Raw genomic sequence first — 14929 nt, forward strand, 5'->3', positions numbered from 1 at the left:
TTATCCTCGAGCCCTCGACAGAATCTCATCGCGCGGGTTCTCTCCCGGCTCGAGATCGTGGAACGCCTTGAGCGCCGCTTCGGCTTCAGCCGAGAGGTGTGCGGGGACCGCCACCTGGATCTCGGCGAGCAGATCGCCCGTGCCCTTCGTCGTCTCAACGCCGCGCCCCTTGACGCGAAGCACACGACCGCTCGGTGTTCCCGCGGCGACCTTGAGCTTGACGGGCGCGCCGTCGAGCGTCGGCACCTCGATCGTCGCTCCGAGCGTGGCCTCGACGAATGTCACGGGCACGCGGACGCGCAGGTTCAGCCCCTCGCGCTCGAAGACGGGGTGCTTGCGGACGTGCACCGTGAGAACGATGTCACCGGCCGGACCGCCATCAGGCGATGGCTGTCCCTTGCCGCGCAGCTTGATCTTCTGGCCGTCAGAGACTCCCGCGGGAATCTTGACCTTGATCGGGCGCCCCTCTGACGTCTGAAGGGTGATCGTGTCGCCCTTCGTCGCCGTCATGAAATCGAGGGTTGTGGATGCTGTCACATCACGCCCGGGCGTCGGGCCGCCATAGCCGCGGAATCCGCCGCTCGGTTGCCCGAACCGCCCGCTGCCGAACATGCCGCCGAGGATGTCATCGAAGTCGGCCTGCTGGTAGCCGCCGCCTCCGCCGAACATGCCGCCGAAGACGTCCTCGAAGCCGCCCGTTCCGCCGCCGGAACCCGGCGCCGTGAAGCGGGCACCGGATCCCATCGCGCGGACCTGGTCGTACTCTTTGCGCTGTGCCTCGTCAGAGAGCACGGCGTACGCCTCAGAGATCTCTTTGAACTTCGATTCTGCAGCCGTATCCCCCGGGTGCGAATCCGGGTGGTACTTGCGAGCCAGTTTGCGGTACGTCTTCTTGAGATCCGCCTGGCTCACGTTCTTGTCGACACCGAGGATCTTGTAGAAGTCCTTGTCGAACCAATCTTGACTGGCCATGGCACCTACTCAGCAGGAACAGCGACGACCACTTTGGCCGCTCGCAGCAGTGTGTCTCCAACGAAGTATCCGGTCTGAACGACGTCGACGATGGTCTCTGTCTCCACGTCCTGGCTGGGCTGCTGGAAGATCGCTTCGTGCTTGTTGTGATCGAAGGCCTCGCCCTCGGCACCGAATTTCGCCAGGCCGAGACGCTCCACAGACTGGCGGAGCTTCGATGCGATCTGCGAGAACGGCGTGTCGCCATCCAAGTCACCGTGCTTCTCGGCGCGGTCCAGATCGTCGAGCACGGGCAGCAATGCTGTCAGCACGTTGCCGGTCGCCCGCTGCTTTTCGATCTCGCGGTTCTCCTCCGTACGGCGACGGTAGTTCGCGTACTCGGCGTTGACGCGCTTCAGATCGCTCAGAAGCTCAGCCTCGCGCACGTTCTCCGCGTCGGCCTGCTCTGCATCCGCCGACTCGCCCTCAGCGTTCTCGTCGTCTGCGGCGGCGAGAATGTCGTCGACCGTGAGCTCGTCGTCGGATGCGGGCTGCTCAGCAGCAGCATCCTCCTGTGCCGAGGGGCCGGAGGCCGTGGCCTCCGACCCCGCGGTCGCCTCAGGCTGACGAACCTCACCGGTCTCCGGGTCGATGCGACGTTTGTCGTTGACCTTCGGCTCTTCGTCCGGGTTCTGGTTCTTGTCAGTCATTCCTACTTCTTCTCGTCCTCGTCATCGACAACCTCGGCGTCGACGACGTCGTCGTCGGAGTTCTCTTCAGCGGTGGGCTGCTCGCCCGCTGCCTGCGCCTGCTCGCCCTCGGCCTGAGCCTGCGAGTAGATCGCCTCACCGAGCTTGACCTGGCTCTCGTTGAGCTTATCGAAGGCCGTCTTGACGGCGTCATCGTCTTCGCCCGCGAGAGCCGACTTGAGCGCGTCGACGTCGGCCTGAACCTCGCTCTTGACGTCGTCGGGCAGCTTCTCGTCGTTCTCCTTGATGAGCTTCTCGATCGAGAAGGCGAGCTGCTCCGCGTTGTTGCGCGTCTCAGCCTGCTCGCGGCGCTTCTTGTCCTCGGCCGCGTTCTCTTCGGCCTCGCGCACCATCCGGTCGATGTCGTCCTTCGAGAGCGACGATCCACCGGTGATGGTCATGGACTGCTCCTTGCCCGTGCCCTTGTCGGTGGCCGACACGTGCACGATGCCGTTCGCGTCGATGTCGAAGGTGACCTCGATCTGCGGAACTCCGCGGGGAGCCGGGGCGATGCCCGTCAGCTCGAATGTTCCCAGGTTCTTGTTGTCGCGCGTGAACTCGCGCTCACCCTGGAACACCTGGATCGCGACGGACGGCTGGTTGTCGTCTGCTGTCGTGAAGGTCTCACTGCGCTTGGTCGGAATGGCGGTGTTGCGCTCGATGAGCTTGGTCATCATGCCGCCCTTGGTCTCGATTCCGAGGCTCAGCGGGGTGACGTCGATGAGCAGAACGTCCTTGCGCTCACCCTTCAGAACGCCGGCCTGCAGGGCAGCGCCCACGGCAACGACTTCGTCCGGGTTGACGCCCTTGTTGGCGTCCTTTCCGGTCTCCTTCTTCACGAGCTCGGCAACAGCCGGCATACGCGTTGATCCACCGACGAGCACGACGTGCGCGATGTCGGACACCTTGATGCCCGCTTCGCGGATGACATCGCTGAACGGCTTCTTCGTGCGCTCGAGCAGATCGCTCGTCATGTTCTCGAACTGCGCACGCGAGAGCGTCTCGTCGAGGTTGGCCGGGCCGTTCTCTGTGAGCGACAGGTAGGGCAGCTGGATGCTGGTGCTCGTCGAGCTCGACAGCTCCTTCTTTGCCTGCTCAGCGGCCTCCTTGAGGCGCTGCTTGGCGATCTTGTCGTTCGAGACGTCGACGCCTGTCGATTCCTTGAACTTGGTGATCAGCCAGTCGACAACGCGCTGGTCCCAGTCGTCGCCGCCGAGGCGGTTGTCTCCGGACGTCGAGCGAACCTGGATCGTCGAGAAGTCGTCGTCCTTGCCCACTTCGAGCAGCGAGACGTCGAACGTTCCACCACCGAGGTCGAAGACGAGGATGAGCTCGTCTTCCTTGCCCTTGTCGAGGCCGTAGGCGAGCGCGGCAGCGGTCGGCTCGTTGATGATGCGCAGCACGTTGAGGCCCGCGATCTCACCGGCCTCCTTCGTGGACTGGCGCTCGGCGTCGTTGAAGTAGGCGGGAACCGTGATGACGGCATCGGTGACCGAGTCACCGAGGTACTGCTCGGCGTCGTGCTTCAGCTTCTGCAGGATGCGCGCCGAGATCTCCTGAGCTGTGTACTTCTTCTCCTCAACCGCGAACGACCAGTCAGTGCCCATGTGGCGCTTGACGGAGGCAATCGTGCGATCGACGTTCGTGACGGCCTGGCGCTTTGCGGTCTCGCCGACGAGCACCTCGTTGTCCTTGGTGAACGCGACGACCGACGGGGTGGTGCGCATGCCCTCGGCGTTCGCGATGACGGTGGGGTCGCCACCCTCAAGAACACTCACCACCGAGTTGGTGGTTCCGAGGTCGATTCCTACTGCACGGGACATGTGTTTTCTCCTTCTGACCAGCCAGGTCTTTGGCGTGGCGCATTGTTGCGATGATCGAAGTCTGAGCGGCACGCTGACTTGAGTGCCTGCGACTCAAGTTTACTCGGCCAGGAGTGGCTGTCAATTTCTCCCAGCAAATCTTGAGCCACTGGGACTCAACTTTCACGACACATCACCCCACCCTTGACGACGATCACCTCACGACCTATATTGGTCATATGCCCAAGGCGAATGACCAACCGCGATCTTCCCGCGGCGCGACGAGCGCCGAGCGGGGCCGATCGGCACGTGCGAAGCTGCTCGCCGCTGCCGCAGCGCTCATCGGCGAGGTGGGGTGGAATGCTGTCAGCACACGTCTTCTCGCTGAGCGCGCTGGCGTGCGATCAGGATTGGTGCATTACCATTTCGCGTCGCTGCAGACGGTGCTTCGGCAGGCCGCTCTGGGCGAGATGACGGCGGCACTCGAACAGGCGAAGGCCGCGTTCGCTGAACAATCGACCGGGGTGACGCTCACCGACGCGATGCTTGCCGAACTGGCCGAGTACGACGGCACCGATCCCTCGTCGCGTGTGGTCATCGAAGCGTATCTGGCATCGACGCGCGACCCGATTCTGCGAGAGCAGATGACGGAGCTGATCGGCGACTTCCGAACAGCGGTATCGACATCGCTGGCGCGCTCAGGCCACCCGCACCCTGATGTCGCTGCCGTGACGCTTCTCGCGGTGCTCGATGGGCTCATTCTGCACAAAGGGCTCGACCCCGAGCTTCCCCTGAACGATGCCGCTGCGCTGATCTCTGCGTTCCTCACCCCCGAGCCGAAAGGACTCCCCCAATGAAGGCACTTATCTGCGGTGCGGGAATCACCGGTCTTGCCCTCGCCGGCCAGCTGGATCGCGCGGGCTGGAATGTCACAGTTGTGGACAATGCGCCCGGCCCACGGCCGCAGGGATACATGATCGACTTCTCGGGGCCAGGATTCGAAGCGATGACCCACATGGGCCTGGGCACGCAGCTTCGCGACGCGGCGAGCTCCGTCGGCACGTTCCGGTACGTCGACGACAGCGGTCGAACAACGGTGAGCGTCGACTACAGTCTTTTTCTCAAGGCATTGCAAGGCGAACTCGTCAGCATCCTGCGGCCATCGCTGGAGCGCGTGCTCCGAGAGGCGCTCCGAGACTCCGTGACGATTCGCTACGGACTCACCATCGACGCCATCACCGATTCGTCAGCAACGCTCTCAGACGGAACTGAGCTCGAGCCCGACCTGATCGTGGGCGCTGACGGCATCCATTCCCGAGTTCGCTCGCTCGTCTTCGGCCCAGAACGCGACTATCTGCGCGACCTCGGCATGCGCACGAATGCGTTCATCTTTCAGGATCACCAGCTCTACGGAGCGGTTGACGGGCAGTTCGTGCTCACAGAGACCCTCGACAGGCAGATGGGTCTCTACGGCCTCGGTGATGGTCGAATCGCAACGTTCTCGGTGTATCGCACGACGGGTCAGCACACAGACACACACCTCGACCCGCGTGCCGAACTGCGCAGACGGCTCTCTGGCATGGGAGAGCTTGTTGATCGCGCGCTCGACCAGTCGCCGCCGTCGAGCGAGATGTACGACGACCAGGTGGCCCAGATCGACATGCCGCGCTGGACGAGCGGACGTGTCGCGCTCGTGGGCGATGCCGCGTACGCCGTGTCTCTCGTCGCCGGTCAGGGTGCCTCATTGGGAGTCGCAGGAGCGTACGTTCTGGGCGAGATGCTCGCGACGTCGCGGTGCAGCATCCCTGCCACACTCGTCGAATACGAGCGCAGGTGGCACCCCGAGACGACGAAAGTGCAGGCTGCCGCGCGTGACCGCGTCATCGAGTGGTTCCTGCCACGCACCAAGCGCACGCTTCTGCTTCGGCGCTGGGGGTTCCGCGCAATGCACATTCCCGGGCTCAGCCGGCTGATGACCGGCTCTCTTCTGCCGAAGGATCACCGTTCGCTCGTCGAGCTCAGCCACGCGGCGTAGGCAACCGCATCGCTCTCTGAAGGTCATCGTCGCAGCGCCATGACTCAGATCCGCAGTCGGCTCGTCGTCGCTTCCCGCGCACAGTTCATGTCGCCCGGTGGCATCGATCGCACTAACCTGGTCTCTGTGTTCGCCCGAGCGGGCACGCACTGAACGACGAGAGGATGCCGCCATGCACGTCGAGTGGTGGAGCATCATCCCATTCGTCACGTTGCTGCTCTGCATCGCGATCCTTCCGCTGATCCCCGCCACTGAGAAGGCCTGGGATCGCAACGCCGTCAAGCTCATCGTCGCACTCGCACTCGGCGTACCCGTCGCGGTGTGGTTCATCGCGGCAGGTCACCAGGGAATCGTCACGGGCGCCCTCATCGAATACGGGCAGTTCATCATTCTGCTCGGCTCTCTCTTCGTCGCCTCCGGCGGCATCTTCCTCGCCGGCGACATCAAGGCGACACCGCACAACAACACCATATTTCTCGCGATCGGCGGCGTTCTCGCCTCGTTCATCGGCACGACGGGCGCGGCGATGCTGCTTATTCGGCCGATCCTCAACACCAACCAAGAGCGCACGCACCGCGTTCACACTGTTGTGTTCACGATCTTCGTCGTCGCCAACTGCGGGGGGCTTCTCACACCACTCGGCGACCCCCCGCTGTTTCTCGGGATGCTGCGGGGCGTGCCCTTTGAGTGGACATTCAGCCTGTGGCCCTACTGGCTGTTCGTCAACGCGGTGTTACTGCTGACGTTCTACGCGATCGACAAGCGCGCCTACGCAACCGAGCCGGCCGAGATGATCGCCCGCGACACCGAAGAGCGCACACCCCTCGGGCTGCGAGGCGGCAGCGGACTGCTCTTCCTCGCCGTGATCATTGTCGCCGTCGCATTCGTTCCCTCCGTCGACGCCCACGCGATCGAAGCCGGCACAGCCGGGCTGGCCGACAGCATCCCGTGGCGTGAAATCGTGATGATCGCCGCAGCCATCGGCTCCCTGGTCGTCGGGAACCGCGAGGCGCGCTTCGTCGACAACAAGTTCACCTGGGCGCCGATTCTTGAGGTGGGCGCTCTGTTCATCGGGATCTTCCTGACGATGATGCCGGCGCTCGAGTACCTCGGTGAGATCGCGCCGAAGCTGCCGCTGACGAACATCACGCTGTTCATCTTCTCGGGCGGGCTCTCGTCTGTGCTCGACAACGCTCCGACCTATGCCACGTTCTTCGAGATGGCCTCGCACGTCGACGGCGCGAACCTTGTTGCCGGTGTTCCCGAGATTCTGCTCATCGCAATCTCGCTCGGCTCCGTTCTGGGCGGTGCCCTGACGTACATCGGCAACGGCCCCAACTTCATGACCAAGTCGGTAGCCGACTCGGCCGGAGTGCCGATGCCGAGCTTCGGCGGCTACATCCGCTGGTCGCTCACCTACCTGGCTCCGGTGCTCGCCGCCATGGTGCTGCTGTTCCTCGCCGACGACATCTGGTGGACGGTACTCGGCGGCCTGCTGACGCTCGCGCTCATCGGCCGCGCCGTCTGGATGATCGCCAGGCCGGCGCGCGAACGCGAGCACAAGACGTCGCCCACAAACCGCTGACCTGGTCACGCCAAGCACCTGTCGCCCGGGCACTGGCCAGCCCGTGAGTCGGTGGGCCTGCCGACCCCGGAACCTTCGATTTGGTGGATCCGAAAGCCGGGGAACCTCCGAGCATCGACGACTCCTCCTGGCGCATCGCCGGCCCGAGCCGGTCCCTCCCCGAGGCCGCTACCGCTGTCGGTTTCTGATGGAGGCCGCAATGCCTGCCGCCACGAGGAGCGCTCCCAGCGCGACTAGGGCGGTGATCGTCAGAGCGACGACGTCGACCTGGATCGTGGGGATCGCGAGCACCACCATGACGACGGCGAAGACGAGCAGGATGACGCCCCAGAAGATAGTGCCGAAGATCGGAGTCCGGCGTTGTGGTTGTGGCACAGCATCCGGGCTTTCGTGTGACGGCTGAGCCCACGGCTGCTGCGCCGAGGCGAAGGCAGCGGTCGGGCCCGTCTGCGGATGCTGCGATGGCTGTGCGCCGTCCGCTCCCGCGTTGCTGGTGCCGACGTTCGCGTTGCTTCCCTGTGTGGGATCCGCTGCTGGAACTGCCGACGTGCTTCCTGTCGGCTCCGATGGTGACCGCTCGCCCGCGCGAGTCTCGTCCTCGGGTGACGTTGGTTCGGTGCTCATGATGCGTTCCTTACTGTGACGTCTGCCGTGCCGAACAGAACTCGCACGTGCACGGTGGTGATGTCGGACTCATCGGCGGTTTCTGCCGCGTCGTTCTGCACGACGGCTGAGGGGAAGAGGCCGCGGGGCGTGCCGTCGACGTCGGCGTCGCCACTGGTGTTGACGGTCGCCGCCGCGCCGTTGAAGTGAACCTCCATGGGAACGTCGTTGGGAATGATGACCTCGGCGCTTCCGAGCCCCAGCCACAGGTCGACGTCGCCGCCCTCTGAGGCCTGGTCGAGGTCGCGCAGGTCGATCGTCGCCGTTCCCAGACCCGCAACGTAGCTCTGCGACTGCGATGCGTCCATCTGCTGGGGGCGCCACGTCGTGTTGCCGAATGCCGAGAACTGCGCTCCCTGCGGCACGATGCCGACGAAGACGAGAGCAATCACGGCGATTGTCGAGAAGAACCCGAGTCCGCCGTTTTCCCGCCCGCGGATGCCGGCTATGATCGTGGCAATGGCGAGGACGCCGAGCGCGCCGGCAATGCCGAACACGAGGGCGCTCTGCTGCCATCCGAGTGTGACGGCGGCGAGCGCGGCGAGCGCACCGCCGACGAGGGAGAGCCCGAGGCTGATGGCGACGTATCCGGCGCCGGGCTGACGCTCGCGCCAGCGTGCCGCGTTCTCGGCACGACGTCTGGAGTGCTCGCGCATCCGTGCTTCATGCTGGGCACGCGCCTCGGCCTGCCGCTGCTGCGGCGTGGGATATCCCGGGGCAGACGGCGTCCAGGCTGGGCCAGGAGCGCCCGCGGGAGGGGTCGCAGTCGGACCGCCCGCTGGGGCACCGGTGAATCCGGCTGCTCCGGGCTGCCCGGTTGCCGATCCGTACGCGTTCGTTCCGTACGGGTCCGTTGCCGATGCCCCCGTCGTTGCGTGGCTGTCCCCCGTGTGACCGCCCATTGGGTGACTCGTCGACGCCTGCTCTGCGGCAGGTTCTGCGGCAGGTTCTGCGGCGGACCCGGCTGTTGCGCTCCCCGCTGCTGCGCCCGCACCCTGATTGCTCGGTGTACCTGCAGCCTGGGTCGCTGCGTCATGGGCAGCTGCGTCATGGGTCGCTGCGTCGTGGGTCGCTGTGGGCTGGGCGGCGCCGGATGACCCTGCGGCGAAGCTCGCCGTCTGTGCCGCCCCGGCCTGCTCGCTCGCGCCCCAGTAATCGGTGTGGCTGCGCGGCGCGGCGGGATCGTTCGGATTCGGGCGCGGAGCCCGGCGTGAGATCGCGACAACCAGCCAGATGATCCCGGCCACCAGAACGATGACCCATCCGGTGCGCAGCATGCCCTCAAGCCAGCCGGGCATTCCCCACCAGCCCGGTGCACCCTGCCACCAGATGCCCTGAGCGAAGGGCATGAACGTCAGGACAACGAGCACACCGATCGCAATGAGCGCGGGGTCGAAGATGCCTTGAAGCATGCGCTGCACGTGAATGCTGCCCGTTGTGTCCGGCAGCAGTGCCCACCCCGCGGCGTAGGCGAGGAAGAGAGGCCCGCCGAGCAGAGCGACCACGATGGCGATGCCGCGCACCAGCATCGGGTCAAGCCCAGTGCGCTCGGCGACGCCGCCGCAGACTCCGGCGATCCACCGGTCGTCGGTGCGCCGCAGTCCGGTTCCTCGTATCCAATCGAAGAATCCGCCCGGTGCCGACCACCCGTTGGGGTTCTCGTTCGTCGGCTGTGTGTGCCCGTTGTGATTCGTCATGCTTCAAGAATGCCCGCGAGAAGAAACCCGCACCATGGGGGTTGCCCCTGACCAGACCCTGACTTCTGGCCCTGATCCTGCCCATTGAGCGCGCGAGATGCTTGGATTGACCCATGCAGACAGCAGCAATCGTTCGCCCGCGCTTGCGCGTGATCGGCGGTGTGTGTGCCGGGTTCGCCGAGCACACGGGCATCGCGGTCGGCGTCGTGCGTGTCGCGGCGGCGATTCTTGCGCTGTGCGGGGGTGCCGGTCTGCTTCTCTATGTCTGGCTTTGGGCAGCCACTCCCGTGAGCGAAGGCCGAACGGCGGTGAAATCGGTGCTGACCCAGCCCAGCACGGCAGACGAGTCAGCGGATGCTGCGGGTTCGCGCGCGCCCATCACGGAGATTCTGCTTGGCATCGCCCTGCTGCTCGCGGGCGGTGCGATGATCGCCTCGCGGATGGGCGTCAGCATCCCTCTCGCCTTCATCATTCCTGCCGTCGTCGCACTGGCCGGAGCTGGCCTCGCGTGGCGGCAATTCGACGAGCTGCGTCGCGGACGTGACTCCGGGAGGTCGGCGCTCGTCGTTCGCGCCCTCGGCGCGCTCGTGCTTGTCGTCTTGGGGATTCTGCTTTTCTTCGTGACCGGGAGTGAGCCCAACATCTGGACCGTGTTCTTCGCGGCATCCGCCGTTCTTCTCGGTGTCGCCGTCGTCGTCGCTCCCTGGGTGATTCGGCTGGCGCGCGACCTCGCGGAGGAGCGCGCCGCCCGCACCCGCGACGTCGAGCGGGCCGAGGTTGCCGCGCACCTGCACGACTCGGTGCTGCAGACGCTCGCGCTCATTCAGCAGAAGGCTGAGCCCGGAAGCGATGCCTCCAGGCTGGCTCGTGCGCAGGAGCGTGAGCTGCGCGAGTGGCTCTTCGCCGAGAACGTCGGCGGCGCCCTCGATCTCTCAGCAGAGCTGCGCCGCGCAGCATCCGCTCTCGAAAACGACTTCTCGGCGCGCATCGATGTCATTACGACGGGTTCAGCCGTCCCCGAGGCACCGGAAGGTCTGCTCGCCGCGGCACGCGAAGCGATGCTGAACGCGGCCCAACACGCAGGCGGTACAGTGACGGTGTATTCCGAAAGCTCGCCGACGGGCATCGAGATCTCGATCTCGGACAGGGGGTCCGGTTTCGATCTTGACGACATTCCCGACGGCCATTTCGGGGTACGCGAATCAATCATGGGGCGGATGAGCAGAATGGGCGGAACGGCGACGATCCGGCGCGGACCGGGCGGAACCGGAACAGACGTGCTGCTGCGCATGCCGCTCACGGGCACGGAGGGCGCATGACTGACGCCGATCACAACCTCACGACGCTCATCGTCGACGATCACTCGATCTTCCGGTCGGGCCTGCGCGCCGACCTCGCCCCCGACATCCACGTGGTGGGCGAGGCGGCGAGTGTCGATGAAGCGATCGTTCTCGTGGGGCAGCTCACTCCACGCGTCGTCCTGCTCGATGTCCACCTGCCCGGCGGGTCAGGCGGAGGCGGCGCCGAAGTCGTCATGCGGGCCGCACCAACCTCCCCCAGCACCGTCTTTCTGGCTCTCAGCGTCTCGGATGCTGCCGATGACGTCGTGCGCGTCATCAGGGCGGGTGCCCGCGGGTACATCACGAAGAGCTCGTCTGGAGCCGAGGTATCGGATGCTGCGCGCCGTGTCTCCGAGGGAGACGCCGTGTTCTCGCCCCGGCTGGCCGGCTTCGTGCTCGACGCATTCGGGGCGATCAGCGGTGAGACGGCGCAGGCAGACCACGAGCTAGACAGGCTCTCGAAACGCGAGCAAGAGGTGATGCGGCTGATCGCCCGCGGTTACGCCTATAAGGAGGTGGCTGCTGACCTCTTCATCTCGATCAAGACTGTCGAGACCCATGTGTCGAGCGTGCTGCGCAAGCTGCAGCTGTCGTCACGGCATGAGCTCACGGCCTGGGCACTCGAACGCAAACTGCTGTAGGGCGCTGACGGGCAGAAGTCCCCTCGGAACACACGACCACGAAAGATGGGCTGAAAAGTATGACTGATAACAACGTGCCCCCGGTCTCTCCGGAGCCGAGCGATAAGCCCGAGGGCCCGAGCGACGAGCAGGCGGCAGAGCAGACTCCCGCGACCGAGGTTCCCGAGGAAGCCACGCCTGAAGCCACGCCCAAGGCTCCTGAGACGCCCGAAGCTGAAGCTCCGGCGGCAGAGCCGGCCGAGACTGTTGCAGATGAGACGAACGCAGCAGAAGTTCCGACGCCCGAGGCGGCACCGTCCTCTGACCCGCAGGCAGCTCCGAGCGCCGCCGACGCTGAGCAGGATGCTGCCGCCCAGCCGCAGCCGGATCAGGCACAGACTGGGCAGCCGCAGCAGGATCAGCCGCCGGTACCGCCCGCAGCGCCTGCTCCACAAGACCAGTCTGCTCCCCAGGGCCCGCCCGCACCGCAGGCAGTACCGCAGGCACCGCCCGCTCCGCAGCCCGGAGCACCGGGTGCGCCCCAGGGCGGGCCACAGATGCCTCCTCCGCCGCAGGGTCAGCCGCAGCAGCCACCGCAGGGCTACGGTCAGCCTGGCCAGCCCGCACCGGGTTACGGTCAACCGGCCCAGGGCTACGCACAGCCGGCTCCCGGTTATGGCCAGCAGCCGTACGGGCAGCAGCCCTACGGTCAGCCGGGCTATGCGCAGCCAGGCTACGCGCAGCCTTACGACCCATATGCGAAGAGCCGCCTCGCTGCGGGGCTTCTCGGCATCTTCCTTGGCGGGTGGGGTATCCACCGTTTCTACCTCGGCTACGCCGGAATCGGCATTGCCCAGATCATCGTCACGCTCGTGACGTTCGGTTTCGGTGCCCTGTGGGGCTTCATCGAGGGGATCATGGTGCTCGCCCGCGCACAGTCGTTCCAGACGGATGCACAGGGTCGCCCCTTGCGTGACTAGCGAAAGAGTTCGCATCACAATGCCCCGTCCACCGGCTCGCCGGGGGACGGGGCATTCGCATCTGCCGACTTCCCGATAGCCTGTCCGCATGAGCAAAGACGCGTCGGGCAACGCGGGCCGTCCGCCCACGGGAGAGCACCGCACAACGGGGCCGATCGCCGGGCTGACAGACAACGCGCAGATCCCACGATCCCGTGTAATCTCATGGGCGCTCTGGGATTGGGGCTCTGCCTCGTTCAACGCTGTCGTCACCACGTTCGTCTTCAGCACGTACCTCGCGAGCTCACTCTTCGTCGACCCGGCGATCGTGGATGCTGCCGCGGGAGACGCCAGTGACCCGGCGCTCAAGCTGGCTCTGGCCGAGAACGCCACACACCTCAGCACCGGGCTGCTCATCGCCGGCATCCTCGTCGCCCTTCTCGCCCCGGTGATGGGACAGCGCTCAGACGGATCGGGCAAGCGCAAGTTCTGGCTCGGCATCAATACGCTTCTAGTGGTCATCGCCATGGCCGCCATGTTCTTCGTCGAGGGCGCCCCCGCCTTCCTCGTGCTCGGCATTGTGCTGATCTCGGCGGGAAACGTCTTCTTCGAATTCGCCAGCGTCAACTACAACGCCATGCTCGTTCAGGTGTCGAACCGGGGCAACGTCGGCAAAGTCTCGGGAATGGGGTGGGGGCTCGGCTACGTCGGCGGCATCGTGCTACTCGCGCTGCTGCTCCTACTGTTCATCCAGGGCTTCGGCACCGAGGGCGAAGCCGGGATCCTGGGCGTGACGACAGATGACGGGCTGAACATCCGTCTCGCCATCCTGTTCTCGGCCGTGTGGTTCGCTGTCTTCGCCATTCCGCTCATGCTGAAGGTTCCCGAGATCCCCCGCATCACCCGCCGCAACCGGATGTCGTTCTTCTCGTCGTACGCGTCGTTGTTCCGCACCATCGTGCGCCTCGCGAAGAACAGCCCTCAGGTTCTCGTGTTCCTGCTCGCCAGCGCTGTCTTCCGTGACGGGCTCGCCGGCGTCTTCACCTTCGGCGCCATCATCGCGGCACAGGTGTTCCACTTCTCGAGCTCCGAAGTTCTCTACTTCGCCGTCGCCGCGAACCTCGTCGCGGGCATCGGCACGTTTGCCGGAGGTTGGCTCGACGATCGCATCGGCCCCAAGAAGATCATCATGGGCTCACTGATCGGCCTGGTGCTCTTCGGCGCTGCTGTGCTCTTCGTCGGCGACGCCCAGATCGGCTTCTGGGTCTGCGGCCTGTTCTTGTGTCTCTTCGTCGGCCCCGTTCAGTCGGCGAGCCGCAGCTTCCTCTCCCGCATCACCCCTCCGGGCCGCGAGGGCGAGATCTTCGGCCTCTACGCCACGTCCGGCAGGGCCGTGAGCTTCCTCGCGCCCGGACTGTTCACGATGTTCGTGGGTCTGACGGGCGACACCCGCTTCGGCATCCTGGGCATCGTTCTCGTCCTGCTTGCCGGGCTGCTGCTCATGCTTCCTGTGAAGGCCAAACAGTCGACGATCGCCTAAGCGGTACCCATGCGAGCGACAACTTGCTACTCTGACATCAACCAGACGAAAGGGGGAATGACGATGACTGCCTTCAGCCTGCCCTCGACATCCATTTCCTCCGAGGTCGCCCGACCGATCTGACGCACGCGCGGCCTCCCTCTCTGGAGTTCGCACCGTGACATTCGACGCTTTTCCTGTTCCATCAACTCGCCTCGTCGAGCCCGGCGACGACCAACGCTGGTCAACGTGGCCCGACACTTCCCCCACCGAACGTGGCCCGCTGCCGCATCCGGATTGGCTCGTCACAGAGGCCGCAGCTCTTGACACCGAGCTCGGCCTTGTCAAGACGGGCAAAGAAGCCGACGTTCACCTCATCGAGCGCGCCGTCCCTGGCGATCCGGATCGCGCCTGCACTCTCGCGGCAAAGCGCTACCGAACGTCGCAGCACCGCGACTTCACACGCAGCACGCAGTACGTCGAGGGACGCCGCACACGCAGCATGCGTGACGAGCGCGCACTCGGCAAGAAATCAACGTACGGGCGCGAGCTCGCGGCGACGAACTGGGCGTTCGCCGAGTTCGAGGCGCTTCGGCACCTGTCGCAGGTCGGAGCTCCTGTCCCCTATCCCGTTCAGATCCACGACGACGAGATCCTCATGGAGTTCGCCGGGCACGGAATTACGGCGGCGCCGCGTCTCGCACAGGTGCGAGAGGATGCTGTCGAAATCAGACGCCTCTACCGTGAGGTTGTCGAGGCGATGCATGACTTCGCCCGAGCCGGATTCGCTCACGGCGACCTCTCGCCGTACAACATCCTCGTGCACAACGGACGGATCGTCGTGATCGATGTGCCGCAGATCGTCGACCTCGCGGCAAACCCCAGTGGTCTCGATCTGCTGCATCGAGACTGCGTCAACGTCACAACCTGGTTCGTCCGGCAGGGGGCGGATGCTGACGCCGAAGAGCTGTTCGCCGAGCTGCTCGCCGAGGTCTACTGATCCGCGCTC

General features: G+C 65.4%; 13 protein-coding genes. 8 read left to right on the plus strand and 5 right to left on the minus strand.

The features are described 5' to 3' along the window. From OK352_RS12415 to dnaK, 3 genes are read right to left on the minus strand one after another with little or no spacing between them, the layout of a single operon-like run. A complete protein-coding gene (locus OK352_RS12415; RefSeq protein WP_265141801.1) occupies positions 1-972 on the minus strand; it encodes a DnaJ C-terminal domain-containing protein in 972 nt (323 codons plus the stop codon). A 5-nt stretch (positions 973-977) separates the two neighbouring features. Continuing rightward, complete coding sequence (locus OK352_RS12420; protein ID WP_265141802.1) at positions 978-1661, minus strand: nucleotide exchange factor GrpE; 684 nt, start codon at positions 1659-1661, stop codon at positions 978-980. Positions 1662-1663: 2 nt separating this feature from the next. After that, positions 1664-3523: a molecular chaperone DnaK gene (dnaK, locus tag OK352_RS12425; RefSeq protein ID WP_265141803.1), complete on the minus strand. Its 1860-nt coding sequence runs from the start codon at positions 3521-3523 to the stop codon at positions 1664-1666. Between the two features lie 218 nt (positions 3524-3741). Between dnaK and OK352_RS12430 the strand changes: the two genes are divergently transcribed. The 3 genes from OK352_RS12430 to OK352_RS12440 all read left to right on the plus strand — a co-directional run bounded on the left by OK352_RS12430 (position 3742) and on the right by OK352_RS12440 (position 7122). Next, a complete protein-coding gene (locus tag OK352_RS12430) occupies positions 3742-4359 on the plus strand; it encodes a TetR/AcrR family transcriptional regulator (protein ID WP_265141804.1) in 618 nt (205 codons plus the stop codon). Continuing rightward, the gene (locus OK352_RS12435; RefSeq protein ID WP_265141805.1) at positions 4356-5537 is read left to right on the plus strand and encodes an FAD-dependent monooxygenase; all 1182 of its coding nucleotides are present in this window, start codon (positions 4356-4358) and stop codon (positions 5535-5537) included. Before OK352_RS12430 ends, OK352_RS12435 begins: the two co-directional genes overlap by 4 nt. A 172-nt stretch (positions 5538-5709) precedes the next feature. Continuing rightward, positions 5710-7122: a sodium:proton antiporter gene (locus OK352_RS12440; protein WP_265141806.1), complete on the plus strand. Its 1413-nt coding sequence runs from the start codon at positions 5710-5712 to the stop codon at positions 7120-7122. A 168-nt stretch (positions 7123-7290) separates the two neighbouring features. Here the strand turns inward: OK352_RS12440 and OK352_RS12445 are convergent, their stop codons facing one another. After that, positions 7291-7746 (minus strand): hypothetical protein, encoded by a 456-nt coding sequence (locus OK352_RS12445; protein ID WP_265141807.1) that lies wholly within the window; start codon positions 7744-7746, stop codon positions 7291-7293. Continuing rightward, a complete protein-coding gene (locus OK352_RS12450) occupies positions 7743-9482 on the minus strand; it encodes a PspC domain-containing protein (protein ID WP_265141808.1) in 1740 nt (579 codons plus the stop codon). The genes OK352_RS12445 and OK352_RS12450 overlap by 4 nt, the downstream gene beginning before the upstream one ends. Positions 9483-9595: 113 nt before the next feature. Here OK352_RS12450 and OK352_RS12455 point away from each other — a divergent pair, with 113 nt between their 5' ends. The 5 genes from OK352_RS12455 to OK352_RS12475 all read left to right on the plus strand — a co-directional run bounded on the left by OK352_RS12455 (position 9596) and on the right by OK352_RS12475 (position 14920). After that, positions 9596-10801: an ATP-binding protein gene (locus tag OK352_RS12455; RefSeq protein WP_265141809.1), complete on the plus strand. Its 1206-nt coding sequence runs from the start codon at positions 9596-9598 to the stop codon at positions 10799-10801. Then, on the plus strand, positions 10798-11463 hold the full coding sequence (locus tag OK352_RS12460; RefSeq protein ID WP_265141810.1) for a LuxR C-terminal-related transcriptional regulator: 666 nt from the start codon (positions 10798-10800) through the stop codon (positions 11461-11463). Before OK352_RS12455 ends, OK352_RS12460 begins: the two co-directional genes overlap by 4 nt. 59 nt (positions 11464-11522) lie before the next feature. Then, on the plus strand, positions 11523-12422 hold the full coding sequence (locus tag OK352_RS12465) for a TM2 domain-containing protein (RefSeq protein WP_265141811.1): 900 nt from the start codon (positions 11523-11525) through the stop codon (positions 12420-12422). 88 nt (positions 12423-12510) lie between these two features. Next, complete coding sequence (locus tag OK352_RS12470; RefSeq protein ID WP_265141812.1) at positions 12511-13941, plus strand: MFS transporter; 1431 nt, start codon at positions 12511-12513, stop codon at positions 13939-13941. Between the two features lie 157 nt (positions 13942-14098). Further along, positions 14099-14920, plus strand: coding sequence for a serine protein kinase RIO (locus tag OK352_RS12475; protein ID WP_265141813.1), 822 nt, complete (start codon positions 14099-14101; stop codon positions 14918-14920). Positions 14921-14929: the final 9 nt, after the last annotated feature.

This window comes from Microbacterium sp. MPKO10 (assembly GCF_026107415.2).
In the GTDB taxonomy this organism is placed as follows: Bacteria; Actinomycetota; Actinomycetes; order Actinomycetales; family Microbacteriaceae; genus Paramicrobacterium.